At 35.6% G+C, this 25,277-nt stretch carries 20 protein-coding genes; 16 read left to right on the plus strand and 4 right to left on the minus strand.

The annotated features are described in order from the left end of the window. Positions 1 to 15 precede the first annotated feature (15 nt). From B4F31_RS13490 to B4F31_RS13520, 7 genes are all read left to right on the plus strand, one after another. A complete protein-coding gene (locus B4F31_RS13490) occupies positions 16 to 873 on the plus strand; it encodes an SdiA-regulated domain-containing protein (RefSeq protein WP_286761504.1) in 858 nt (285 codons plus the stop codon). A 5-nt stretch (positions 874 to 878) separates the two neighbouring features. Continuing rightward, complete coding sequence (locus tag B4F31_RS13495) at positions 879 to 1,577, plus strand: TVP38/TMEM64 family protein (RefSeq protein ID WP_286761505.1); 699 nt, start codon at positions 879 to 881, stop codon at positions 1,575 to 1,577. 137 nt (positions 1,578 to 1,714) lie between these two features. After that, the gene (locus B4F31_RS13500; protein WP_286761506.1) at positions 1,715 to 2,281 is read left to right on the plus strand and encodes a pentapeptide repeat-containing protein; all 567 of its coding nucleotides are present in this window, start codon (positions 1,715 to 1,717) and stop codon (positions 2,279 to 2,281) included. Positions 2,282 to 2,326: 45 nt separating this feature from the next. Beyond that, positions 2,327 to 2,704: a PH domain-containing protein gene (locus B4F31_RS13505; RefSeq protein ID WP_286761507.1), complete on the plus strand. Its 378-nt coding sequence runs from the start codon at positions 2,327 to 2,329 to the stop codon at positions 2,702 to 2,704. 899 nt (positions 2,705 to 3,603) lie between these two features. Continuing rightward, positions 3,604 to 5,112 carry an FAD-dependent oxidoreductase gene (locus B4F31_RS13510; RefSeq protein ID WP_286761508.1) on the plus strand — a complete coding sequence of 503 codons (1,509 nt, stop codon included), beginning with the start codon at positions 3,604 to 3,606 and terminating at the stop codon, positions 5,110 to 5,112. A gap of 66 nt (positions 5,113 to 5,178) precedes the next feature. Continuing rightward, complete coding sequence (locus tag B4F31_RS13515) at positions 5,179 to 6,354, plus strand: zinc-dependent alcohol dehydrogenase (RefSeq protein WP_286761509.1); 1,176 nt, start codon at positions 5,179 to 5,181, stop codon at positions 6,352 to 6,354. A 170-nt stretch (positions 6,355 to 6,524) separates the two neighbouring features. Further along, on the plus strand, positions 6,525 to 6,872 hold the full coding sequence (locus B4F31_RS13520; protein WP_286761510.1) for a hypothetical protein: 348 nt from the start codon (positions 6,525 to 6,527) through the stop codon (positions 6,870 to 6,872). A gap of 107 nt (positions 6,873 to 6,979) precedes the next feature. Here the strand turns inward: B4F31_RS13520 and B4F31_RS13525 are convergent, their stop codons facing one another. Further along, positions 6,980 to 7,324, minus strand: coding sequence for a cupin domain-containing protein (locus tag B4F31_RS13525; protein WP_286761511.1), 345 nt, complete (start codon positions 7,322 to 7,324; stop codon positions 6,980 to 6,982). 80 nt (positions 7,325 to 7,404) lie between these two features. Beyond that, positions 7,405 to 8,418, minus strand: coding sequence for a lipoate--protein ligase (locus B4F31_RS13530; RefSeq protein ID WP_286761512.1), 1,014 nt, complete (start codon positions 8,416 to 8,418; stop codon positions 7,405 to 7,407). A 330-nt stretch (positions 8,419 to 8,748) separates the two neighbouring features. Between B4F31_RS13530 and B4F31_RS13535 the strand changes: the two genes are divergently transcribed. Then, a complete protein-coding gene (locus tag B4F31_RS13535; protein ID WP_075327680.1) occupies positions 8,749 to 8,964 on the plus strand; it encodes a hypothetical protein in 216 nt (71 codons plus the stop codon). Between the two features lie 143 nt (positions 8,965 to 9,107). Here B4F31_RS13535 and B4F31_RS13540 read toward each other — a convergent pair whose 3' ends face one another. Beyond that, positions 9,108 to 10,295 (minus strand): proline dehydrogenase family protein, encoded by a 1,188-nt coding sequence (locus B4F31_RS13540; protein WP_075327679.1) that lies wholly within the window; start codon positions 10,293 to 10,295, stop codon positions 9,108 to 9,110. Between the two features lie 941 nt (positions 10,296 to 11,236). Between B4F31_RS13540 and B4F31_RS13545 the strand changes: the two genes are divergently transcribed. The 8 genes from B4F31_RS13545 to B4F31_RS13580 all read left to right on the plus strand — a co-directional run bounded on the left by B4F31_RS13545 (position 11,237) and on the right by B4F31_RS13580 (position 23,949). Then, positions 11,237 to 11,563 (plus strand): YegP family protein, encoded by a 327-nt coding sequence (locus B4F31_RS13545; protein WP_075327678.1) that lies wholly within the window; start codon positions 11,237 to 11,239, stop codon positions 11,561 to 11,563. Positions 11,564 to 12,877: 1,314 nt separating this feature from the next. Next, complete coding sequence (locus B4F31_RS13550) at positions 12,878 to 13,453, plus strand: RNA polymerase sigma-70 factor (protein ID WP_177195719.1); 576 nt, start codon at positions 12,878 to 12,880, stop codon at positions 13,451 to 13,453. A gap of 82 nt (positions 13,454 to 13,535) precedes the next feature. Beyond that, a complete protein-coding gene (locus tag B4F31_RS13555; RefSeq protein ID WP_093305770.1) occupies positions 13,536 to 14,504 on the plus strand; it encodes a FecR family protein in 969 nt (322 codons plus the stop codon). 90 nt (positions 14,505 to 14,594) lie between these two features. Continuing rightward, positions 14,595 to 17,981, plus strand: a complete 3,387-nt coding sequence (locus tag B4F31_RS13560) for a SusC/RagA family TonB-linked outer membrane protein (RefSeq protein ID WP_286761513.1) — start codon at positions 14,595 to 14,597, stop codon at positions 17,979 to 17,981. An 11-nt stretch (positions 17,982 to 17,992) separates the two neighbouring features. Next, positions 17,993 to 19,408, plus strand: a complete 1,416-nt coding sequence (locus B4F31_RS13565) for a RagB/SusD family nutrient uptake outer membrane protein (RefSeq protein WP_286761514.1) — start codon at positions 17,993 to 17,995, stop codon at positions 19,406 to 19,408. Between the two features lie 100 nt (positions 19,409 to 19,508). Beyond that, the gene (locus B4F31_RS13570) at positions 19,509 to 20,864 is read left to right on the plus strand and encodes a serine hydrolase domain-containing protein (RefSeq protein ID WP_286761515.1); all 1,356 of its coding nucleotides are present in this window, start codon (positions 19,509 to 19,511) and stop codon (positions 20,862 to 20,864) included. A 33-nt stretch (positions 20,865 to 20,897) separates the two neighbouring features. Continuing rightward, positions 20,898 to 22,466, plus strand: a complete 1,569-nt coding sequence (locus B4F31_RS13575; protein WP_286761516.1) for an N-acyl-D-amino-acid deacylase family protein — start codon at positions 20,898 to 20,900, stop codon at positions 22,464 to 22,466. 4 nt (positions 22,467 to 22,470) lie between these two features. Beyond that, positions 22,471 to 23,949 (plus strand): glutamate racemase, encoded by a 1,479-nt coding sequence (locus tag B4F31_RS13580; protein ID WP_286761517.1) that lies wholly within the window; start codon positions 22,471 to 22,473, stop codon positions 23,947 to 23,949. 764 nt (positions 23,950 to 24,713) lie between these two features. Here B4F31_RS13580 and B4F31_RS13585 read toward each other — a convergent pair. Continuing rightward, entirely contained in the window at positions 24,714 to 25,121 is a 408-nt protein-coding gene (locus B4F31_RS13585; RefSeq protein WP_286761518.1) for a BLUF domain-containing protein, read from the minus strand. Positions 25,122 to 25,277: the final 156 nt, after the last annotated feature.

The following is a 25,277-nucleotide window of genomic DNA, read 5'->3' on the forward strand; positions in this document are numbered from 1 at the left end:
ATTAAAGAAATGAAAATGGTGAATAAAATAGCAACGCTAATTGTAGTGGGAGTATTAAGCCTTGCCGGCTTAATACTCTTTGGATATAATGAATTTATAACCAAAGATACCCTGCAGGATCAACCTGTAGCTTACGAGATAATTAATGAATGGCAGCTGCCTAAAGAGCTTGATGAAGTTTCGGGAATAGACTGGATAGGTGATAATAAGTTGGCTTGCATTCAGGATGAAGATGGCATCATTTTTATTTTTAATCTTGAAACTTCAAAAGTAGAGAAAAGTATAGAATTCGCGGGCGCGGGTGATTACGAAGATATTCGTATTGTAGGTAAAACTGCCTATGTTTTGAGAAGCGATGGTGAAATTTTTGAAGTCAGCGATTTTTTATCGGGTAATTCAAAAACAAAAACCTACAGTAATTTTTTAACCGAAAAACAAAACCTGGAAAGCTTAGCCTGGGACAAAAATAATAAACGTTTGCTGCTGGCCATAAAAGATAGAGAACTAAAAGACGATAACTATAAAGGAGTTTATCAATTCTCTTTAACCAATAAAGAATTGGAGAGAAATCCGCTTTATCGTTTAAATATGCAAGACAGCTTATTAAGGGAAAGAGAAACAAAACTCAATAAAAAGCTCCAACCTTCTGCACTTTCCATACATCCCAAAAATAAAGATTTTTACATTCTGGATGGTCGGGCTCCCCAGTTGGTTATTGCGAATAGTGATATGAAACTAAAAAAGCGTTACGCTTTACATGAAGATGATTTTGAGCAGGCCGAAGGACTTACTTTTAGTGAAAACGGTAGGTTATTTATCTCTAACGAAGGAAAAGGCGGAAAAGCAAATATCCTTGAAGTAATATTCAAATAGATTGTATGAAGGAAACGGAAGAGAATACGAACGTAAAGAAAAGTAAAGCCCCCTTAATATTTTCATTAATCGTAATTCTAGTTCTTGTTGGCGGTTACTTTTTTATCCCTGGTATGCATCAATTTTTTAATGAAGCCTGGGAGGTTTTAACCAGTAACGATAACCAAAGAATAAAAGCCTGGGTTTCCAATTTTGGATGGATAGGTCCTTTGGTGCTTATTATAGCTATGATAGCCCAAATGTTTCTTTTAGTAATTCCATCGGTAGCTTTAATGATCGTTTCAATTTTAGCTTATGGGCCCGTATGGGGAAGCTTAATAGTTTTTACGGCCATTTTTTGCGCTTCTTCGGTAGGCTATCTTATAGGTCGCTATTTTGGGCCGGTAATCGTTCAAAAACTGTTGGGGCCAAAGACTGAAAATAAGATAAGTGACTTTTTAGACGATTATGGGTTTTGGGCGGTGATTGTCACCAGGATCAATCCGTTTCTAAGCAATGATGCAATTAGTTTTGTAGGCGGAATTTTAAAAATAGGTTACTGGAAATTTATTGGTGCCACCTTGTTGGGAATTACGCCACTTACAATTTTTATCGCCTTAATAGGAGATAGCACTCAGCAATTAAAAAGTGGTTTGTTGTGGGGCTCTTTGGTAAGTTTAGTGCTTTTTATCCTCTATGTGTATTGGGATAAAAAGAAGCGGTGAAAATTATAGAAATTAAAAGCTTAAAATTATACAGAATTTCTATGAGGTGAGCTATAGCTCAATGCCGACTTATATTTTAAGATACTTAAATTTTAAAAGTACAGCTTCAAAAAAATTAAAAGATGTATTTTTAACCTATGGAAAACCAAATTGAAGAGCAGGTTTTTAACAATAAAAATCTGCTAAATTATAGCTTCGCTAATAGTTATGAATCCTGCCAATTTACTAACTGTAATTTTTCTACCGGAAATTTAAAAGGAATTCTTTTTATAGATTGTGAATTTGAAGAATGCGACCTGAGTAACGTAAATCTTGATCATACCTCATTCCAAAATTGCAATTTTAAAGCCTGTAAAATGATGGGCTTATTGTTTAATAATTGTGAACCTTTTGCCTTCTCTATTTCGGTTAATCAGTGTATTCTAAACCACTCTTCCTTTTTTGGAATGAAGCTGAATAAAACTCTTTTTCAGCATTCAAAACTTATGGAAGTAGATTTTTCATCGGCCGATTTATCGCATTCAAAGTTCCTGAATTCTGATCTTTTCGGGGCTGTATTTCAGAATACAAATCTTACCAAAGCCGACTTCAGCAGTGCGCAGAATTATATTATAGATCCGGAAAATAATAAATTAAAAGGGGCTAAATTCAGCCTTGATCAGGTAAGCGGATTATTGAATAAATATCAAATTATAATTGATTAAAAAGAATTACTAAGTTAGTAGTACTTAAATTTATAAGAAAAAGTCATGAGTTTATTGAACAAATTAATGGGCAATGCGGCCAGTATTTCTAAAGAAGAATTAGATAAAAAATATGGCCGATTATTAACTGAAACCGAAGAAATTGAATTGGGTTTTTCCTTGTTACGGGATATATTTATGTTTACAAACAAACGACTTATTTTAATAGATATCCAGGGGCTAACCGGGAAAAAACAAGAATATTTATCGCTACCCTACAGGCACATTTCCAGGTTTTCTCTTGAAACTGCAGGCACCTTTGATTTAGACGCCGAATTAAAAATCTGGATTTCCAGTGAAAATGCACCAAGCGTAAGTAAACGATTTAATAAAAGCATAGATATTTATGCGGTACAAAGATATCTTGCCGGGAAAGTAATTTAGAAGTAAGTGGAAGTATGAAGCAAATAATTGCAAACTTCAAGGCTGTGTTTAAGACTCATAATCACTAAATTTCTACCCACAATAGCGCGGAGTATTTTAATATTTCTTTAGAAAGATTAACTAAAGTTTATTAGAGATTTCATCGCAATGCATATTTCTTAATCAAACACAAGAGATTATGATTTCTATCTGGTATATTCTGTTTTTTATTGTACTCTTTTTTCTTATATTTTTTTGGAGAAAAAGACACGCTAATCGTGATTCTAAGACTGATAATATAAAAGCCAAAAAAGACAAATTTAATCCGGAATTTTCATCAAAACCTGAAACTGATGAAGAGGATAAAAACAATAATACAAAATAAATTTCTACTTATTTTTTTCCTAAAGCTTGGATTAATTTTTTTTAATTCAAATAGCCCTTCTTCATTGTTGATTCGTTGCCCATCCCCCGTTTAACCATCCCCAGTTTTGTAATTCACCTATAGTTTCAAATAGTAAGTCTGATGTTTATATTAGATAAATACTAAAGTCTTTTTGTCTGGAAATTTTCGATACAGAACGCAATCTTTAGAAATAATCGTCCTTCCAGCATTTTCTTCGATAGGAAAAAATTAATAAGAAAATTTAGAAATCTGGTTTTCGTTTAACATTTATTCGGAAGGAAAAAATTACTTCAGCGTAGATATTACTGGTTCTGAAGCTGGTTTTAACACCTATTTCTTTCCTGTGGATTATTAACAAAGGTTTTGCCAGAAATTAGTATAAATTATTCCATCTCCTTTCTAATTTTATAATGTAGCCTTTCTTAATCCCTATTTACAAGGTGTTTACAGTGTAGTAATTCAATTTCTGAAAACTGATTACCTGCCTTGAATTTAATTTTAAAACATATAAACTATGATTTCAAATACCATCTGGAATTCTTTTGAAACTGTGCATGAATTTCCGGTTCTAAAAGATAATCTTCAAGTAGATGTAAGTATAATTGGAGGGGGAATTACCGGGATTTCTACGGCTTATTTTCTTAAAAAATTTGGTTTAAAAGTTGCGGTTCTCGATGCCGGGAAAATTGGAATGGGCACCACCGGGCATAGCACGGGAAACCTTTATCATACAGTAGCCGAATTACTTTCTTCGCTAGATTCTAAATATGATGAAACGACTATTAAAAAAGTATTAAAAGCCAGGACTTCAGCTATAGGAATTATAGAAAAAATTATTCACGAGGAAGCGCTGGACTGTGATTTTAAACAGCAACCCATGTATCTTTTCTCTACAGATAATGCTGATAAAATTGAGAAAGAAATTTCGGTTTCGTCCAAACTGGGAGTTTCTTTTATAGACGTTTCTCCTGAGAAATTTTCTTTTGAGGCCACTAAAATCCTAAAATATACCGATCAGGCACAGTTTAATCCTTTTTTATATGTAAACCAATTGGCCCATAAGATCAACTCAAAAGATTGCCAGATTTTTCAGGATTCAAAAGTTGAAGAAATTGAAAAACTGGAACATGGAGATTACAATTTAAAAATTACTAATGGCAATGTTTCGAGTAAATATTTGGTACACGCCGCGCACAGTTCTAAGGGCGTGGATATAAAGTTTGATACCACTTTGGGCCCTTACCGCGAATATGCGGTAGCCGCAAGCTTGAAAAATGATGATTATCTGCAGGGGATTTTCTGGGAATACAAAGGCAAAGAAAAATACTCTTTCCGCTCTTATAAACGGAATGGAAAATCTTACGTGATGGCGGTTGGAAAATCTTATAAAGTTGGCCAGGCTGAGAATAATTCTGCATTAATGGATTCCCTGGTAAAGTATTTAGAGGAAAAATTTCCGGTAGAGAAACTTACTCATTTCTGGGGCGGGCAAAATTACAAACCCGCAGACCTTCTACCTTCCATAGGAAGAAAAAGTATCCATAAAGATGAATTTATAGCCATCGGTTTTTCTACAGACGGATTGATCTATGGAAGCCTTGCCGGAAAAATCATTACCGATTTAATTACCGGAAAGGAAAATGAGTATGAAGAATTATTTAATCCGTTGCGGGTTAATCCGGTAAAATCGTCAAAATCTTTTATCAAGGAAAACCTGAATGTTGCGAAAGAATTTTTCAAAGATCATATCCTGGGAAGTTCTACTGAAGAAATAGAAAAACTAGGCGCGGGAGAAGGTAGAGTAGTGGAGATTGAAGGTAAGAAGTTTGGAGTTTCCCGGGACGTAAATAACCGGTACGAAATAGTATCGGCAAGTTGCACGCATTTGGGATGTGTAATTCATTGGAACGATTTAGAAAAATCCTGGGATTGCCCCTGTCATGGGAGCAGGTTTACACCATCGGGCGAAGTAATTGAAGGTCCAGCAATGGATGCACTGCCGAGAATAAGTGATCACGAGTAAAAAATAATATCCCTATAATTTTAAATTAATAGAAAGTATATAATAACCACCAAAAACAGAAAAATTATGAAAGCATTAGTTTGGCATGGAAGAAACGACGTAAGAATAGACACCGTTCCCGATCCGAAAATCAAAGAACCTACAGATGTTATTCTTAAAATAACTTCTACTGCAATTTGTGGTTCAGATCTTCATATTGTAGATGGAATGGTTCCAACCATGGAGAAAGGAGATATTTTAGGCCACGAATTTATGGGTGAAGTTGTGGAAGCCGGTCGTGAGGTGAAAAAGTTTAAAGTAGGCGACAGGGTAGTGGTTCCTTTTACCATTGCCTGTGGAAATTGTGAGTATTGTGACGATACCCTTTACAGTTTATGTGACAATTCTAATCCGAATCCGGAAAAAGCTAAAGCGAATTTGGGACATTCCATTTCAGGAATTTTTGGATATTCCCATATGCTTGGTGGCTTTGATGGTGGACAGGCAGAATATGTAAGAGTTCCTTATGCTGATGTTGGCCCTATAAAAGTACCTTCAACTTTAAGTGATGACCAGTCACTTTTTTTATCTGATATTTTTCCCACCGGCTATATGGCAGCAGAAAATGCCGATATTAAAAGAGGAGATACCGTGGCTATTTGGGGTTGTGGTCCCGTTGGACAATTTGCTATTCAAAGTGCGTTTATGCTGGGAGCCGAAAGGGTAATCGCCATAGATTCAGTAAAAGAAAGACTTGATATGGCGAAAAAACATTCCAGGGTAGAGCTTATTAGAACAACCGATAGGGATGATGTTTATGAAAAACTTATGGAAATGACCAATGGGAAAGGCCCCGATTCCTGTATTGATGCAGTAGGAGCAGAAGCTCACGGAGATACGCTTATTGGAAAGGCTGTAGATAAAACCAAGGAAATTCTTCAATTACCAATGTCCAGACCTTATGTACTACAACAAATTATGATGAGTTGTAAAAAAGCGGGGACGGTTTCTATTCCGGGGGTTTATATTGGTATGGTTAACGAGATTCCGTTTGGGGCTGCAATGAATAAAGCGCTGACTTTTAAAATGGGACAAACTCATGTTCAGCGTTATTTAAAACCTTTGCTGGATAAAGTAGATGAAGGACTTATTGACCCAAGTTTTATAATTACCCATAGAATGAAACTGGACGAGGCACCAAAAGCCTATGATCTATTTAAAAATAAAGAAGATAAATGTGTAAAGGTTGTACTTACACCCTAATTATTCATATTTTTCTATCAGGCCTTTTTCTGATTTTTTCAGCCGTAAGGCCTGATTTTTTTCTTTAATATTTGAGAATTGAATTTATGACCTTTATAAAAGTAATTAACTGGGGGTTTGCCTTTTTTGGATTTTGTATAATGGCTTTTTTCTTATTCAAACTAGAACAGGTGTTCTCAGCAAGTCCTACTGCGGAAACTTCAAAACAAGCGATTCAGAATTTTCAAATTAGTATATGGTGTGGATGGCTTTTAATCACCGGCCCTGCTATTTATTTTAGATGGAAATATGCTAATCATATACTTTTTATAATAGATTATCTTATTGCTATTAGCGCTTTTATCATTTTAGGCGTTTATGTAAATAAGGGGACAGAACTTGAATTATGGTCTCTGGGAGATTCTTTTAGAGGAAATATAAGCTTTATGGTAATGAGGAATATTCTGCTTATTTGCGGAATGACGGCCTTTATTCACGCTGCAATCTGGTGGTTTTCTAAAAGATGGCATCGTAGGTAATTTAAAATGAACAATTAATACAAAGAATTTTAATGAAATCCCTGTATTAATTGTTTCACTCTATTATGCACATTGAAATGCTTTGGAGCAGCTTATTTTTTCAAAAATCAGGAATTTTTTGCCACATTCTCAACCCGTTGGGTAGTATCTGCTTTTGTAAGGCTAAGTCTTACAATACTGTTTTCCCTGGCTTTTAGATCGTGGGGTACATTGCCATCCAGAGCAACTAAATCTCCTTTTTCTAAGGCATGTTTTTCTCCATTTACTCCAAAATCAATAGTTCCTTCATATATTTCTACCACGATGGGAAATGGAGTTTTATGTTCTTTAAGGCCCTGTCCTGATTTAAAGGCGATTCTTATTTCTTTACTGACTTCAGTTTCGAATAATACTTTTACCGCCGGCGATTTCTCGCTATATTCCAGATTTTCAGTTAGGGATGCTTTTTTCATTTTTATTATTTTTTAAAATTAATTTCTTCAATTTATTTGATTAATCGAGCTTAAAATCTTCCGATGTGGTTTAGGATTATTTATGAGGCTTCAATTTCATCGTTGCCATATACCAGTTCTAAAAAATCTGCTTTGGGTAGGTCGCCAAAGTAATCTTCAATTATTACCGGTTCCAGTAATTTATTGATTTCCTGCCGGTCATACCGCGCGCCCAGCAAAAGATTCTCCAGCTGTGTTACAGGTTCTTTTCCGAAGAAATCTCCATAGATTTTAAAATTTATTATTTCCCCTTTTTCTACAAAAATCCTAAGATCAATTTCGCCTACAGGAAAACGTTTACTGCGCTGAATATTGAATTTAGGAGACTTACCATAGTTCCATTCCCAGGTTCCATATTTTTCATCTTTTAGGGCATAAACTGCTTTCCATTCTTCGGCAGAGAGATGATAGGTTTCAAAATCTTCACTTTCGTTATATAACCCTTTAAGAATTAACGCCCTAAACTCTTCAATTTCTATTTTTTCTGAGAGGAATTCACTAATGTTTGCTACCCGGCTACGGCTGGATTTGTGTCCTTTAGATTGAATTTTTGTCATTTTTACATTCAGGGCTTTTACAACTTCTTCCAGATCACTATCCAGCAGTAGAGTGCCGTGATGTAACATTCTTTTTCCCGTAGAAAACTGTGCATTTCCTGAAATTTTCTTATCGTTTGCCAGCACATCATTCCGGCCTTTTAATTCGGCTGGAATTCCCATTTTTCTAAGAATTTTTATTACCGGCTCGGTAAATTTCGCAAAGTTATTTAAGCTTTTTACATCGTGATTTGTGATAAAACTGAAGTTTAAATTGCCAAAATCGTGATATACGGCACCTCCGCCAGAAACTCTTCTCACCACGTGAAGATCGTTTTCTTCTACATAATCAAAATTAATTTCTTCCAGAGTATTTTGGTTTCGACCAATTATAATAGAAGGTTCATTTATATAAAATAATAAGTAATCATTTTCAGGATTAAAATTACGCAACGCATATTCCTCTAATGCCAGGTTTATCGTGGGATCATTAATTCCTTCGTTATCTATAAAAATCATTTTTCAATTTTTTATTACCAAAAGTGTGATTCTTCAATTTAGAAATTTTTTCGGGTTTTATTTCAATTTTAATTCTGTAACAAAGTAACAGCTATAATAAAGGAAGGTTAGTGATTGAAATCATATTAAAACTAAAGTTTTTCGAAAATCGAGATTTTAAAAGTCTTGAAGTTGGTAGAATCTTTCAAATTTGATGAAAAAATGAAGTTTTTTTAGATGTTAGCTTCGTTTTCAAACTTCTAAGCTTAACCATGTAGTAAAAATTAATTATCTTACCGGTTTTTGGTAACAGAACGAAAATATTTACTATTTTATATTTAAAAATTGACTATGGGCAGACCTTCCACAAAAGCTAAAGATTTGAGAGATGGATATTATATTGAAGTCCGGAATAAGAACCAACGAAGCGGTATCAAGATTAGAAGAGATACCAAAGAACAACTGCTGCTTGCTATAGAGGAGTACAAGGAGAGCAAGGAGGTAATTGTTTTAGGAAAATCTGAGAACGGAAAAATGAAAGAGATTCCAGATATTAAAGTTGATTAATCGCTTTTTTTAATTTGAAAGAAAGGAATTGATAAGTGGAATATCTTTTCAGGATTTTTCCCAATTATCGTCTTAAAAACAAAAACCCCGTAAATCTTAGGATTTCGGGGTTTTTTGTTTCAATTTTTTTAGATAATGAATGCTTAATTAGTTTCTAAAACCAGTTTTCTTCTTTTCTTTTCGCCCTGGAGTAAATTAAGTTCCCGGTTTGTTTGCCCTTCAACAGAAGAATTTTCTTCGGCCCTTCGCAATAAATAAGGAACTACTTCTTTAACGGGGCCAAAAGGTACTAACTTGGCCGTATTATAATCCTTGCTTGCCAGATTATAGCTAATTTGGTCACTCATACCATAAAGCTGGCTAAACCATACCCTGGGATCATCTTTGGCTATTCCCTGGTCTTCCATAGCCTGTAAAGCCAAATAGTTACTCATTTCATTATGTGTTCCAATAAAAACAGCTATATCATCAATATTGTCTAAACAATACGTCATCACATTATTAAAGTTAAGATCGGTAGCTTTTTTGTTTTCGCAAATGGGAGATTTCTTCCCGTATTTTTTTGCACGTTTATTTTCCTTCTCCATATAAGCACCTCGTACAATCTTGGCACCAATTTTAAAACCTTTTTCATTTGCTTTTTTATGCAATGCTTTAAGGTAATCCAGCCGATCCCAGCGGTAGCATTGAAAAGTATTAAAAATAAGAGCTTTATCTTTATTGTACTTTTCCATCATCTCTTCCATAAGATCATCAGCGGCATCCTGCATCCAACTTTCTTCGGCATCAGCATATAAACGTACATTTAGCTTGTAAGCCTCTTCACAAAGGTCTTCCACCCGGGCTTTTGTTTTCTGCCATTCTACTTTTTCTTCCTCGTTAAGGTTAATATGCGAACTAAGCTTATGCCAAATTTCGAAACTTCCCAGGGCGGTAGGTTTAAAAATCGCGAAAGGTATTTCGGTTTCTTCCTGTGCAAATTTGATGAGGTCTTTTTTTACCCGGAAGGCGGCATCAAATTCTTCTTCTGTCTTTTTACCTTCCACAGAATAGTCAAGAATGCTGGAGAGGTTTACCTGGTGCATTTCTTTAATTACCGGTTTGCAATCATCTTTGCTGGTGCCAGCACAAAACTGGTCAAAAATGGTACTTTTTATTAATGGTTGTATAGGAAGTCTTGCCTTTAAAGAGAATTTGGTCAATAAAATTCCAGGTTTAATTAATGAAGGAATTCCCATTACATTAAAGAGAAGCAGCGCTCTATTAAGTTCTAAATCTGTTTTTAATCTAAATGCGGTTTCGGTATCGTTAAATATTTTTTTCTCAATCATAGCCTAAAACTAACTCTTAAACCAGATAGCTAAAAGCGCTTTAGATTAATTTTAACCCACTTTCCCGGTAATACTCAAAAGGGTTCAGATTCGTGCGAATAAAGGTATTAAAACAGTTAATGTTCTTTTTAAATTGTTAAGAAATTTATGACTGAATATATAAAATTAGTAGTTAAGCAAGGTAAGACTTTCTAAGACCTGAAACCAAAATTAAGAGATTGGGTGAACCAGAAGACTTTGCGGGAGCGGTGTTGTATTTTACAGCTCCTATTTCAAACTGGACCAGCGGTCAGGTCTTATTTGTTAATGGAGGTAGTGATAAAACTTTAGACTAAAATTCAGGGTAGAATAAAAAAGTAGCCTTTAACTACTTCTATAATCTTCTAAGTTTCGTAATTAAAACTATGAAAAAGACGAAGATAAGAAGTAGGAATAAAATAGTAATCTGATTATCTAGCCAAATCGAATAATAGAAATTCTTGTGCAAGTATAAAGATGAGGCCAGAGCAAAGAGTATGCATAGCCCCAGAATTTTATATATTTTTAATTGCATAATAACTCTTAAGGAAATCGTATTGTGCTAAATCCAAATTCTATACCTGTATTTAAGATACTTACTAAGAAAGAATATATATTACTGATATGTAGTGTTTTATGTGATTGTGTGATGATTTCAAATCATTTTGAAGTGGGGTGAATTGTGCCGGGTGGAGAGAAATTAGCCAGACATTGGAAATGCAAAGAATTTTTCTAATTACCTATATAGAGTAGATTGAACTGGTTTAAATTTGACCGTGTTCTTTTGATGTATTTGTAATTACTAATTCTATCAGTATTAGTTGCTATGTGAAATTTTGGCTAATAGAGAAGGCATTGTTAAAGCTTTTTATTTGACACAATTTTCATATCTTTAAAAAGAACATTAAAAACCAATTATTACTATGGGTAAATTTGAGATTAAAAAAGATAAAGCAGGAGAATTCCGTTTTAACCTAAAGGCCAGAAATGGTCAAGTGATATTAAGCAGTGAAGGCTACAAAGCAAAGCCTTCTTGTATGAATGGGATAGAGTCTGTTCGGAAAAATTCTCAATCTGATGAACTTTTTGAACGTAAAGAAACGGCTGCTGGTCATAGATTCAATCTGAAGTCAACCAACGGTCAGGTTATCGGCACAAGCGAAGTTTACACTACCCTAAATGCTATGGAAAATGGAATTACTTCAGTGAAAAAGAATGCACCCGATGCAGGAATAGAGGATAATTCTTAAGTTTTAGATTTTGGATTAATTATAGGTAGTGCTGCTTAAATTATCTTGGTAGAATATTTTTTTGATTTCAAATAAAAGGTTGGATGAGAGCTTCTAGAATGTTATGCTAATGCATTTCAATTTTTGAAGCAAGGTGTTACAGCCGTTAATCACTGTTATTATGATTTTTACCGCCTAAGCCAATAATTTTTGTTTTTTATAAAATTGAAGTCAATTTATCCAAAATTAGTTCGAAATTAAGCATACTTATAAGATACCTTGAATTTTTAAATCCACGAAACTCTTTCCAATATTAATATATGTAAATTAAGTTTGAATCCGGCCGGTCTTAAGAAGAAATTCTGGAGTATATAAAAGTAGTATCCTTTAGCAGAAGAAACATCTCAGCGGATATTTTTCCCGATTTGAATTCGAACTTCCGTTCACTTATAATTTAAGAGAAAAATTCATAGTAATGGTACTAGGATTAGTAGATAAATTTATACCAATTTTTTTGATCTAAAACATTTGCTTTTTAAGTAGAAAAAAGAAGTAAAATAAAGAGAACCTAGAGAAATATAATTGTTTTTTGATTCTTTCATTTACCTCTTCAAGCGCCGTCACATAACCTTTTTCGATGCATTTATTTTAATATCCTAGCTTGATAATACCTATTTAAAAAGTAGGCAAAGCCGAATCAGCTTTATGTTGCTGTCCAGGAAAGGATGTTGTTATTTGAATCTTAAAAAGGAAAGGGGCGAAAGGATGATTTCGAATATGGATCAGGAAACACCACCACTTTGTTGGGAAAAAAACTATGATCTGAATTCCAATCTGGCTTATTTCATCGAAAAATTTTGATCTGTAATGGAGCGATCCGATTTTTTATCTGTTTAGTGTAATGGAAGTCGCAATTTCTTCGATGGTGTCCAAGAACTTTATAGAGAAGCGCTTTTCCCGGAATGGAGCCTTTGCCAATTTACAGGGGTGTAAAAAAACAGAGGTTGGATTAAGATAGTTCAATTCCCTTTATTAGGAAAGGCAAGGCTGCATAGAGATGTGGAGCCTTTTTATTCTAGGAGGGTAAATACCTCGAGGCTCGCCTATTTAATAAATGCTATAAAGTTTGAAAACGTGTTCTAATAAAATGCATTGTGGGCTTGCCCTGATGAAATTTATTGTAGCCGCTTTTCTGTTTTATTTCTGCATATTGCAAATATTTTCAGAAGTTTACACTTAATCAAAACTCTAAAATCTTCTACTAAAATCATATTCTTGGTTAAATAATTTTATATTTACGAAATACTTAGGTGTTTTGTTTAAAATATTCCACTATTGGCTCACGGTATAGTAAATAACTCTTTTTTTATCAATCGTCTTAAAAAGGGCGAGAATACTGCCTATGAGACTTTGTTCCGTCTCTATTTCGACAGGCTGTTCTATTTTGCTAAAAGTTACCTGGAAGATGAGGATGAAGCAAAAGAGATTACCCAAAATGTATTTTTCAAATTCTGGAAAAAAAGGGCCTCACTAAATATAGATTCCAATCTGAATGCTTACTTATTCAGAATGACAAAAAATGAATGTTTGGATTATTTTAAGCATCAGAAGGTAAAAGCCAATTACCATGATGTAATTCAAAGAGAAAGAGCTTCCCTTAATCAAACATCCTTACAGGATCACCCAGATCTTCTTCTCATCGAATCAGAATTAGAAGAAAAAGTGAATCAAATTCTGAATGAACTTCCTCCTCGTTGTAAGCAGATCTTTATTAAAAGTCGTTTTGAAGGCTTAAAATATAAGGAGATTTCCAGCGAAATGAATATTTCCATCAAAACTGTAGAACATCAAATCGCTAAAGCTTTGCGCTTATTTCGAAGAGAACTGCAAGAGTATATGGGGCTTTTCTAATAATCTATCAAAAAAAATACTAAAAAAACAAAAACTGAATAGGGGTAACCTTGTTCTGTATCGTCATATCTATATAAGAATTATGAGAAAAGAAGATTTAATACAATTTATAAAAGGTTCAGGAGACAGAAGTTTTCAGGAATCAGTAATAGATTGGGTGAAGGCCTCACCTGAGAACCGTAGGTATTATAATAGAGTAAAAGCTGAGTATGTAAGTAAGTTTCAAATTGATCAAAACGTGGATATAGATAAAGAATTTGATCGATTCCTTTTAAGAAAAAAGCAAGGAATCAATCGGAGCTTAATCCTTAAGATTGCATCGGTAATCTTTATCGCTCTTTTAGCCGGTGGTGGTTGGTATTTAACGGACAGAGAATTATCATCTAGACCCCTGGCTGTGTATGAAGCTAAACCCAGTATTATGGAGGAATACATTCTGCCCGATGGAAGTAAGGTTTTATTAAATTCAGGTAGCATTATAGAAATAGCCTCAGACTTTAACGACTCAGATCGTAACGTTTATCTGGAAGGGGAAGCCTTTTTTGAAATTGAACGGGACACGGCCAGACCTTTTATTGTAAATACTGAGAGCAATTTACAGGTTAAAGTATTAGGAACCAGCTTTAATATTAAGTCGTATAAATCGGATCAAACTATTGAAACTACCTTAGTAAGTGGAAAAGTAGAACTACTTCAAAACACTAAAAACCTGCCTGGTATAGCTCTTTCTCCAGATCAGAAAGCCATCTTTAATAAGGCAGAGGATAAAATAAATATAGAGCAGGTTTCCACTGCTGAAATCATATCTTGGAAGGAAGGGATTCTCATATTTGATAATGAGCCTATACAAAATGTACTTACTAGTCTGGAACGCTGGTACGATGTGAAAATTGAAATTAAAGATAGTGTGATTAACACTTATACATTTTCGGGTAAAGTAAAGCGTAAAACAAATATAGAGGAAGTCCTTGAGTTAATTGAGGCTTCTTCTCCTATAAAATACCAGTTAGATAAAAAACAAAAGATATTTATATTAAGTGAAAACAATTAAAAAGGTAAGGGAAGTGCGGCAACACTCCCCTTACTGTTTAGCATTGTTTCTTTTTGAATGAACCAGAATAATAACTAAACCTTCAAAACTATGAAAAAAAAGTTGAATGGCCCTCTGCCTATTCGTGACACCGATGATTTTTCTAAAAAGTTAATCAGAATTATGAAGATCTATTCCTTAATATTATGTCTCACGATTGTAAAAATATCAGCTTCTAGCTTAACGGTGTACGGTCAAAACATTGAATTAAATTATCAGGATACAGAATTGAGAGCTATCCTGTATGATCTTGAAGAACAAACCGATTATAATTTTTTCTATAACAATAAGTTAGTAAATGAGAAAGTGAAAATTAATATCAGTTTTTCCAGTGAGAATGTTCAGGAAGTAATGTCCCAAATTTTAAAATCAACGAATATTAATTTTAGGATAATTAATAATAATATCGTCCTATATAAAGATGATTTTTCAGAGGCTTCAGAATATATAACAGACCATCCCTCAGATCGGTCATTAACCTCGCAGAGTATTTTAGATCCTGATGATTTTCAGCAGGTAGTGGAAGGAAAGGTTCTGGATGACAATGGGCTTCCTTTGCCGGGCGTAAATGTAATAATTCAAAATACCAATACAGGAACGCAAACTGATTTTGATGGCGTTTTTAGCATCGAAGCCGAGGAAGGGGATGTGTTGGAATTTAGTTATGTGGGAATGGAATCACTCACCTACCGAATCACTGATCTGGACTCCCCGATAGAAGTAGTAATGTTGCAAGATGCTGATCAGTTAAGTGAGGTATTAGTAGTTGCATATGGAAAGCAAAGTCGGGCATCATTTACAGGAGCTGCAGTTGATGTAGATGTTAGTAAAATTGACGAATCTCCATTGGCTTCATTTCAAGAAAGCCTTCAAGGTAATGTAGCCGGTTTGCAAATGTCAACCGAGAGCGGTCAACCAGGTGCGGCTCCAAATATTAGGATTAGGGGAATTGGCTCTATTAACGCAAGTTCTGATCCCTTATATGTTATAGATGGGATTCCTGTGATTTCAGGTAATATCTCTCAAATTGCTACCAGTTCCAATACTATTGCTGGAATTAACCCCAAAGATATTGAAAACATAACGGTCTTAAAAGATGCGTCTGCCACCTCCATCTATGGATCAAGAGGTGCAAACGGGGTTATTCTTATTACTACAAAGCAGGGAAAGGAAGGAAAAACAACCTTTGATGTTAGTGCTCAGCGCGGAGTTAGTCAAATGCTCCTACCGGATCGTAATAAACCGCTCAATACCGATCAGCATCTTGAATTACTCATTGAAAGTAGGGTAAATGCTGGTGATACGCCACAAGAGGCAGAAGATTATATATATAGTAATGTTGATCGAACAATTGATACAGACTGGGTAGATGTAATTACCCGAACCGGAAATTATGAGCAGTATAATATTAGCGCGAATGGCGGTTCAGAAAAAACACAATTTTTCGCATCTTTAGGCTTGTATGAGCAAGAAGGAGTGATTATAGGAATTGGCTATAATAAACTGAATGCTCGATTAAATGTAAATCATCAGGCAACCGATAAGCTTAAAATTGATTTCGGGGTTGCTGCAAATAATCAGAAATTAAATACCAATAGCGATGCTGGAAGTGCTCATAATCCAGTAAGGGCATTGGCTAGGGTGGTGCCTTGGGAACCGGTCTATAATGAGGATGGAAGTTATAATACTGATATTCTCCTTACTTATAATCCAGTGGGACTCGTAGAAGAAAATATCCGTGAAACCAAAATTTATGGAATCCTGGGTAATCTTAGTTTAACTTATGATTTTACAGAAAACTTTAGTTTTCAAACAAAAGGAAATGTTGATTTCAATTTAGCGGATGAATTTCGTTTTGATAATCCTGTTTTTGGAGAGGGTAGAAATGACGGTGGTAGGGGGCGAGCCTATAACAATAAAATAATTAATTATAATATCACTAACCTATTAAAGTACAACTGGAGAATTAACGATGATAATAATCTGGATTTTACTTTAGGACAAGAGGCTCAGAAAATTGAAAGAAGTTCTGTTTATGCCTACGTTAGTAATTATGGAGCACCTGGCTTGACAACTTTAGACAATGCGTCTGTTTTTCTCAATGCTACAAATAGTAGAACAGCATCTTCGATTTCCTCTTATTTTATTAATGCCAGTTATGCATTTGGAAATAAATATTATTTGAATGCTACCGGCCGTAGAGATGGTTCTTCGCGTTTTGGTTCTGATGTTAGGTATGCTAATTTTTGGTCTGTGGGAGGGGCCTGGAATATTGCTGCCGAAGATTTCTTGGAGAATGCAGAAGTTGTAAAAGAATTAAAATTGCGCTCCAGTTATGGAGTCAATGGTAACCAGGAAATTGGGGATTTTGCCTCGAGGGGTTTATATTCCACAGGAGCCGATTATAATGGTCAACCAGGATATGTATATAGTCAACAATCAAATCCTGGTTTAACCTGGGAAAAGAATAAACCCTTCAATGTGGGAGTGGACTTTAATTTTAATCATCGTATAACAGGAACTATTGAATATTATAATAGGACAACCACAGATCTTTTATTTCGAGTTCCTATATCTGCTACAAACGGGATAACAAATTTTTTAGCAAACATTGGTGAAATGAAAAACTCGGGTTGGGAGTTTGCACTTAATACTGTAAATATTGATAATCCTGATGGGTTTACGTGGACTAGTAATTTCAATTTTACTTCTAACGAAAATGAAATCACAAAATTGCAGGATGACGAAGCAATAGTTGATGGATATTACAAAAGAGAAGTAGGAGAAGACTTTTATACTTTCTTTATGCCGGGCTTTGCAGGAGCAGATCCTGAAAATGGGGATGCTTTATGGTATACCGATGGCAGTGAAACTAATACTACCAATCAGTATAGCGAAGCGGAACCTTATAAACAAGGTAGCGCATTGCCTGATTTTTATTCTGGATTAACGAACACGTTAACTTATAAGAACTTAAGCTTTTCTTTCATGCTTTACCTAAACTATGGAAATAAAGTTTATGATTATTGGGGTAGGTATACAAACAGTGACGGGAGTGCAAGGCTTAATGACAGAGGCAATATGACACAAAACATCTATGAGAACAGATGGCAAAACCCTGGTGATATCACTGATGTACCTAAAGTGGTTTGGGGTAATTCTCAATCAGGACTTTCAAGCCAACACTCCACAAGATTTCTGTATGATGGTACTTATTTAAGATTACGGGATGTCACCCTATCTTATAATCTGCCTGAAAATTTTATAGAACGTATAAGAGTAAATAATCTGCGGTTATATCTGAAAGGGAATAATCTTTTGACCTGGGTGAAAGACGATAAAATAGAAATGGATCCAGAAGTTGGAATTACAGGTCAATCTGATCTCAGAATTCCTATTTCAAGACAGCTTTTAGTTGGATTAGATCTTTCATTTTAAAAATAAGCACAATGAAAAAAAGTATAAAATTTATATTAGTTAGTTTCTGGACTTTTTTATCTATCTCTTGTAGCGAGGATTTCCTTGAAATAGATCCGGAACAAAATGTAGCTGCAGAAAATGCAGTAATAGACATTAATACGCTTCAAACTGCGGTAAATGGGGTATATAGTAATTTACAAAGCAATGGGTATTATGGAAGGAATGTATATGTTATGCCTGAACTTATGGCTGATAATCTTTACCTAAGTTTGAGAAATACGGGGAGATATCTTGATTTCAATAATTTCGTTGTAAGTGAAGAGGATTCTTATGTAGAAAGTGCCTGGAATTCAATATATGAAGTGGCGGTAAATGCTACACGGGTAATTGAGGGAGGCGAAAATTTACTGGAGCAATTTCCCGGTCAGGAAGCTCAAATAAAACAATTACTTGGAGAAGCTTACGCTTTAAGAAGTTTGGCTCATTTTGACCTCGTACGTTTATTTGCACAACCTTATAATTTTACTGCAGATGCTAGCCACCCTGGTATACCCCTAATTACCGAAATTAATGAAAATGAAGTTTCCCCATCTAGAAATTCGGTAAATGAAGTTTATCAACATATAAACTCAGATCTCAGTACAGCGGTTTCATTAATGACAGAAGCCAATCAGGACGGCAGGTTTTCCGTGAATGCGGCATACGCCTTAGCGGCAAGAGTGGCCTTATATGAAGAAGAAAACGAGCAGGCCATAACTTATAGTACAAATGTTATTGAAAGTAGTGTTTTTTCACTTATTCCAAATGAAAGGTATATGGATCTATGGTCGGTGGATTTCAATGAAGAAACCCTTATGGAAGTTATCAATACTATAGCAGATAATGCTGGGACCAATGGTTTGGGACACTTTTTTGACGTGACTGGATATGCAGATGCCTTGGTAACAGAGGATCTTGTTGCTACTTATGATGAAAGTGATGTTCGCTTGCTTGCCATTTTAGAAGGTTCTAAACCGGGAGCAGAAGAGGAAGCTTATTTCGTGAATAAGTTCCCTAATGGGACTTTGCATGATGATAATATTAAAATTTTAAGACTAGCAGAGCAGTATTTAATAAGAGCTGAAGCTTATGCGAAGACCGGACAAAACGAGCTTGCTCAACAAGATTTACAGGAAGTGATAAACAGAGCAAATCCTGATGCTGAGGAGGTCTCAGAAGTCGGGAATGAATTAGTTGATAGAATCCTATTAGAAAGAAGAAAGGAACTGGCCTTTGAAGGTCATAGACTATTTGATTTAAACAGGAATAAAAAAGGAGTGAGTATAGATCAGGGGGAAGGACAGGTAATTGAAGCTTCATATCCCAATGAGAAATTCATATTACCAATTCCATTAAGCGAATTAAATGCCAATCCACAGATAGGGCCACAAAATCCCGGTTTCTAATGAATTAGCCATAATTCAATAGGTATTTTAATCTAAATCGCGGGAGGGCATCATGTTTTTCCGCATTTAGATTTTTAATTATTAATCAAGGATTTCAACAATGACTAGAAACCTATTATCTTTCATCCTTCTTTTAGGCTTGTTAGGGAATCTCTCGTGTGGAACCAAACCAGAGTCCGTTTCACAGAATTCAAATGAAATTACTACTGACAAGACGTTGGATGGATTTTTTCGGGAACTTGAGGAAAAAGACATGTTTAGTGGTGCTGTGGTTGTAAAGAAGAATGGCAAAATTCTGTTGAAAAAAGGATACGGTAAAGCAAATTTCCAGTTTGATAAGGATTTTAAAGCTAATACTCCTATGGAGGTAGCCTCCGTTTCCAAACAATTTACAGCAGCAGCTATAGTGTTATTAGAACAACAGAGTAAATTAAATATTGAAGATAATGTTCAGACTTATTTAGATGATTTTCCCTACTCTGAAATTACCATAAAACATCTTTTAACTCATACTTCAGGCCTGGTAAATTATGCCAGCCATTTTAGAAAAAATTGGGACACTACTAAGGTTGCATACAATAAAGACATAATTTCCTATTTTAAAACTGAAAAGCCAGATCTGGAAAGCGTTCCAGGGGAGAAATATAGCTATTCCAATTCGGGATATGTTGTATTGGCAGAAATAATTGCGAGAGTTAGTGGAGAACAACTAGATGAATTTCTGCATAAAAACATCTTTCAACCTGCAGATATGAGATCGAGTGCCTTTTATGAACGAGACACGATCTGGAAAATGAAAAATTATGCTCCCGCGTATATGCTGGACCTTAAAACCTGTGCATATACCAAGCCGGAGAATCTTCCGGGGAAATATTACTATACCTTTTTAAGCGGCAGATTAGGCCCGGGCAGATTATCTTCAAGTATAAATGATCTTGTTAAATGGGATAGTATATTAAATACCAATGCAATATTCAGCGAAAAAAGTAAGCAGAAAATCTTCCAGGTTTATAAGCCAGAAAAAGACAGCTCCGATTACGGATTTGGATGGCATATTTATAATGATGATAGTCTGGGGAAGGTAGTTTATCACACCGGGAGTTGGGCAGGAAACCTCACTTCTATTAAAAGATATATCGATGATAAGAGTTTGATCGTTGTATTAAATAACAGGTATAATACCGCTTACCTAAAAGATATCCGGAAGCAGGTTGAAGGTTATTTAAAGGGTCAAACTCTGGAGGTGCCTAAACAGAAAATAGAACATCTTTTACAAAAAGAAATCTGTAATTTAAATAAAGAAAACCTGTATTCCTGGTATGAAAGTATTGCAGACGAAGCCGAGATCTCTCTTGAGGCTTTAGCAGATCTGGAAAAGGAATACTTGGAAATAGATAAGCCCCGAAAGGCAAATCTGGCAAAGGACCTAAGTTCTTTTATTACAAACTCAAACTAACATATAGAACTGAGCAATATGAAATTCAAATTAATGATTCCACTCAGCTTCCTGCTCCTCCTTGGACAGTATATTAATGCGCAGGATTATGACCTTATTATAAGGAATGCCACTATTTATAATGGATTAGGAGATGAACCAAGGGTACAGGATATCGCAATAAACCAGGATGAAATTGTAAAGTTGGGAGACCTCAAAGATAAAACAGCGAGTAAAAATATTGAGGCAAAATATAAGGCTGTGGCTCCAGGTTTTATTGATACCCATGCTCATATAGAAAACATTAGAGAGCTACCCACTGCAGAAAGTGCCATGCGCCAGGGAGTAAGTCTTCTCATTGGCGGGGCAGACGGAGGCGGCCCCGATGATTTCCCCGGCTATCTTGACAAAGTAAGCGAGCTGAAGTTAGGGGTTAATGTGGGTTACCAGGTAGGTCATAATTCGGTTCGCGAGAGGGTTTTGGGCACAGAGAACCGTAACCCAAGCGAAGAAGAATTATTGCTAATGCAGGAACTGGTAGCTCAAGCCATGAATCACGGCGCCTTTGGTCTAAGTACCGGGCTAACCTATGTGCCAGGGACATATTCTGAAACCGAAGAGGTAATTGCCCTGGCCAAAGTTGCAGCAAAACATGGAGGTTTTTATTCCTCCCATATTCGCGATGAAAGCCTGGGCTTGATCGAAGCTGTCTCAGAAACTATTGAAATAGCTGAAAAGGCCAATATCACGGTAGTACTCAGTCACCATAAAGCCCTGGGGGCCGGGATGTGGGGCGCAAGTGAAAAAACGCTGAAAATGGTGGATTCTGCCAATGCAGCCGGTTTAGATGTGAGATTAGATCAATATCCATATACAGCCAGTTCTACAGGAATATCGGCTTTAATCCCTTCCTGGGCACGCGCAGGGGGAAGTGAAAAATTTAAGGAACGACTTCAGGATAAGAAATTAAGAGACAGTATAGAGAAAGGAATTCTTTATAATATAATCCACGTGAGGGTTGGAGACGAATTAGAACGTCTACAATTCAGAAAGTTCGGCTGGAAACCGGAATTGCAGGGAAAAACCATGGTAGATTGGCTGGAAATGGAAAAGCTCGAGCCTACTCCCGCCAATGCTGTAAACCTAATCATTGAGGCCCAAAAAAACGGTGGAGCGCAAATGATCTATCATGTTATGCACGAAGATGATGTAAACCGGATCATGAAACACTCTACAACCATGATAGCTTCAGACGGGAAATTATCCGAACCGGGCGTAAATCATCCACATCCCCGTTCTTACGGGACCTTTCCCAGGGTTCTCGGTGTATATGCAAGAGAGAAAAAAGTGCTAGGTCTTTCCGAAGCTATAAAAAAAATGACTTCGATGCCGGCTGATCTCCTTGGACTCAATGACCGGGGCAGAATAATGGAAGGCTGTATAGCTGATCTGGTAATCTTTGATCCTAAAAAAATTAAAGATATGGCCACTTTTGAAGAACCTCATCAATATCCCCAGGGAATTGAAACCGTCATCATAAACGGACAGATATGCCTGGAAGATAATAAACTCACAGGAGCTGCTGCCGGAAAACTTATCACCCCACAAACCACAAAACCTTAGAATCATGAGATCATACAAATCATTATTCATAATATTTCTATTCCTGCCCAGCCTCCTTTGGGCCCAAGAAGCCATCACAAAGAGCATCTTAAATGATAAGGATAGCTTTTATTACATCAATACCAAGGATTATCCTGAAGGGGAAAAAAGCCTTCCAATAGGCGTATTTGATTCCGGAATTGGTGGGTTAACGGTGCTTGATGCCATTGTTAATTTTGATGGCTTCAACAATGAATCTCTTGCTGCAGGTGCCGATGGTGAAATCGACTTTAAAAAAGAAGAATTCATTTACCTGGCCGATCAGGCCAATATGCCTTATGGAAATTATTCTGCAGAAAATAAAGATGCGCTATTACTAGAGCATATTCTTAAAGATGTACAGTTCATCCTTGGAAACAAATATTATACCTCACCGGAATCCCAAACATTCAGCACCGACAAATCTCCTATTAAGGCGCTAGTTATTGCCTGCAATACGGCTACGGCCTATGGAAAAGAGAATATTGAAGCTTTTATGAAATTGGCGGAGTTAGATATAAAAGTAATTGGAGTTATTGATGCAGGGGTAAGAGGATCTCTGGAAAAACTGGAGCACGATGAAGACGCTACCATAGCTGTAATGGCCACGGCTGGAACAGTTTCCTCCAAGGGCTATGTAAACACCCTTTACGAACAAAAAGACAAACTGGGCTACACCGGAAATATTGAAGTCTTTCAGCAAGGAGGAGTTGGAATCGCAGAGGCAGTAGATGAAGATTCCGATTATTTCGATAAAGAACTAACCGAGCCACGTGAAAGCTATAAAGGGCCCGATCTTAAGGGGAATTTAAAAATAGATAAGGCTCTTATGGATATTTATAATTTTGACTATGACGATTTCAAGATGCTTTGTGATACCCAGGCCAGCGATGATTGTAATATTCTGCAAATTAACGATGCTGAAAATTATGTGCGCTACCACCTTGTTTCTTTAATGGAAAAGATAAGAAAGGCAAATGTTCAACAACCTTTAAAATCTATTATTCTGGGCTGTACTCATTATCCTTATTTAACAAGGGAAATCGATCGTGTACTAAACGAATTATATAACTACCGTGAAGATGATGGGAGTCTCCGTTACCGTCGGTTTATGACTAAAGATATCGATCTTATTGATCCTGCAGTAAATACTGCCCTAGAATTATTTCAGCATTTGAAGGAGGAAAAGCTTTTCAATGAAAACGGTAATATAAACAACAGTGAATTTTACATTAGTGTCCCCAACCAGAATAATCCAAATATTATAACTAATGAAAAAGGAGATTTTCCTTATGAGTATAAATACGGCCGGTCTGAAGGAGAAATTCAGGAGTATGTAAAAGTCGTACCCTTTAGCAGAAGAAGCATTTCGGCGGATATTTTTTCACGATTGGAATTCCAGCTTCCTTTCACGTATAATTTAATAGAAAAATTTATTGATAATGGTACCAAAATTGGCAGATAGTTTCATATTGTCAATTTACTTATTATATCCAGAGCATTTTATTTTTTATTTTAAACTCAAACTCGATCTAACTCTTAGGTTTTGGGATTGACACTATATTTTACTTGTAGATTTACTCCCTATAGCGTCGTTACATTAACTTTTTTGATGCATTTATTTTATAACATCCTGGCCTGGTAAAGCGTATAAAAAGAGTGGGCGAAGCCGCAGCGGCTTTATGCCGCTGTCCGGGAAAGGATGTTGTTATTTACATCTTAAAAAGGGGAGGGGCGTAAGGATAATGTTTGCATATGGATCAGGAAACACCACCACTTTATTGAGAAAGAAAGAGTATGTTCTGAAATCCAATTTAGCGGACTTCATCGAAAAATTTCGAACTGTAATGAAGCGATCCGATTTTTCATCGGGTTAGCGTAATGGAAGCCGCAATTTCTTCGATGGTGTCCAAGACCTTTGTAGAGAAGCGCTTTTCCCGGAATGAAGCTTTTGCGAAATGCAGGGGAATGCGCTGAGGGGGTTTGAGTTAAATTGCCGAACATTTTGTACAAGGGAACAAGGATATATAACTCCTTGATTTAAACGAAACCAAATGATTAAGCCTTTGAAAGAGCTTTTACATCCTATCCTCGTTAATTAAAGCATCCCTGGAGAGAACATGAGGAATTTCTTGTAAGATATTTTTTATAAGATTTATAAATTTTTGTTTTATTTTACTTTAATGAATTCTCCATTATCCAAAGGGAGAGTTATCCATTATATCTTACTCAATGAGTATCAATAAAAGTTTCCAGCATTCTCTCCATAATTCTCTTGAGGTCCAAGGGTAAGCCTTCCAGAGTATCGGTATATTCTTTCGGAATCACAGTTAAATATTTTATATCACCAGTGATGATATCAGTTTTATAACCGTCAAAAGCATCCTTTTCTATGTCGCGACCAATAATCTGAATAATTCCATCGTGACGGGAATCTTTTTTTATAGTTTCAAATAAATCGAGTATAAATACCTTTTCTCCTTCAATTATTTGAAAGAAATTACCTTCAGAATATAACAAAAGTCCTTTAACCCCAGATGATGTATTATTTGTGAAAGTTCCTTCTAATAAGTGCTCAACCTGTATGTCGCTAGTTTCTTTGGTTTTGTTACTCACGTAACATATAGCATGTCTCATGTGTGAATTCTTTAAAGAGTATCTATTAAGGTACGATAACCTTAGGCTGCTGCTTACCTATTTGTATTTTAATTATGATGAAATGGAGCTTTTTACAAGAAAGATTATAGTTAATTAATATTTCAGCAATAAAATCCCTCAGAATTTATCCGGATT

The sequence above is a fragment of the Salegentibacter sp. UBA1130 genome, assembly GCF_002311535.1.
GTDB classification, from domain to species: Bacteria; Bacteroidota; Bacteroidia; order Flavobacteriales; family Flavobacteriaceae; genus Salegentibacter; species Salegentibacter agarivorans.

What these genes read in the sequence shown, in the direction of transcription:
- B4F31_RS13490 (WP_286761504.1), top strand. Translation starts at nt 16, where the DNA reads ATGGTGAATAAAATAGCAACGCTAATTGTAGTGGGAGTATTAAGCCTT.
- B4F31_RS13495 (WP_286761505.1), top strand. Translation starts at nt 879, where the DNA reads ATGAAGGAAACGGAAGAGAATACGAACGTAAAGAAAAGTAAAGCCCCC.
- B4F31_RS13500 (WP_286761506.1), top strand. Translation starts at nt 1,715, where the DNA reads ATGGAAAACCAAATTGAAGAGCAGGTTTTTAACAATAAAAATCTGCTA.
- B4F31_RS13505 (WP_286761507.1), top strand. Translation starts at nt 2,327, where the DNA reads ATGAGTTTATTGAACAAATTAATGGGCAATGCGGCCAGTATTTCTAAA.
- B4F31_RS13510 (WP_286761508.1), top strand. Translation starts at nt 3,604, where the DNA reads ATGATTTCAAATACCATCTGGAATTCTTTTGAAACTGTGCATGAATTT.
- B4F31_RS13515 (WP_286761509.1), top strand. Translation starts at nt 5,179, where the DNA reads ATGAAAGCATTAGTTTGGCATGGAAGAAACGACGTAAGAATAGACACC.
- B4F31_RS13525 (WP_286761511.1), bottom strand. Translation starts at nt 7,324, where the DNA reads ATGAAAAAAGCATCCCTAACTGAAAATCTGGAATATAGCGAGAAATCG.
- B4F31_RS13530 (WP_286761512.1), bottom strand. Translation starts at nt 8,418, where the DNA reads ATGATTTTTATAGATAACGAAGGAATTAATGATCCCACGATAAACCTG.
- B4F31_RS13535 (WP_075327680.1), top strand. Translation starts at nt 8,749, where the DNA reads ATGGGCAGACCTTCCACAAAAGCTAAAGATTTGAGAGATGGATATTAT.
- B4F31_RS13540 (WP_075327679.1), bottom strand. Translation starts at nt 10,295, where the DNA reads ATGATTGAGAAAAAAATATTTAACGATACCGAAACCGCATTTAGATTA.
- B4F31_RS13545 (WP_075327678.1), top strand. Translation starts at nt 11,237, where the DNA reads ATGGGTAAATTTGAGATTAAAAAAGATAAAGCAGGAGAATTCCGTTTT.
- B4F31_RS13555 (WP_093305770.1), top strand. Translation starts at nt 13,536, where the DNA reads ATGAGAAAAGAAGATTTAATACAATTTATAAAAGGTTCAGGAGACAGA.
- B4F31_RS13560 (WP_286761513.1), top strand. Translation starts at nt 14,595, where the DNA reads ATGAAAAAAAAGTTGAATGGCCCTCTGCCTATTCGTGACACCGATGAT.
- B4F31_RS13565 (WP_286761514.1), top strand. Translation starts at nt 17,993, where the DNA reads ATGAAAAAAAGTATAAAATTTATATTAGTTAGTTTCTGGACTTTTTTA.
- B4F31_RS13570 (WP_286761515.1), top strand. Translation starts at nt 19,509, where the DNA reads ATGACTAGAAACCTATTATCTTTCATCCTTCTTTTAGGCTTGTTAGGG.
- B4F31_RS13575 (WP_286761516.1), top strand. Translation starts at nt 20,898, where the DNA reads ATGATTCCACTCAGCTTCCTGCTCCTCCTTGGACAGTATATTAATGCG.
- B4F31_RS13580 (WP_286761517.1), top strand. Translation starts at nt 22,471, where the DNA reads ATGAGATCATACAAATCATTATTCATAATATTTCTATTCCTGCCCAGC.
- B4F31_RS13585 (WP_286761518.1), bottom strand. Translation starts at nt 25,121, where the DNA reads ATGAGACATGCTATATGTTACGTGAGTAACAAAACCAAAGAAACTAGC.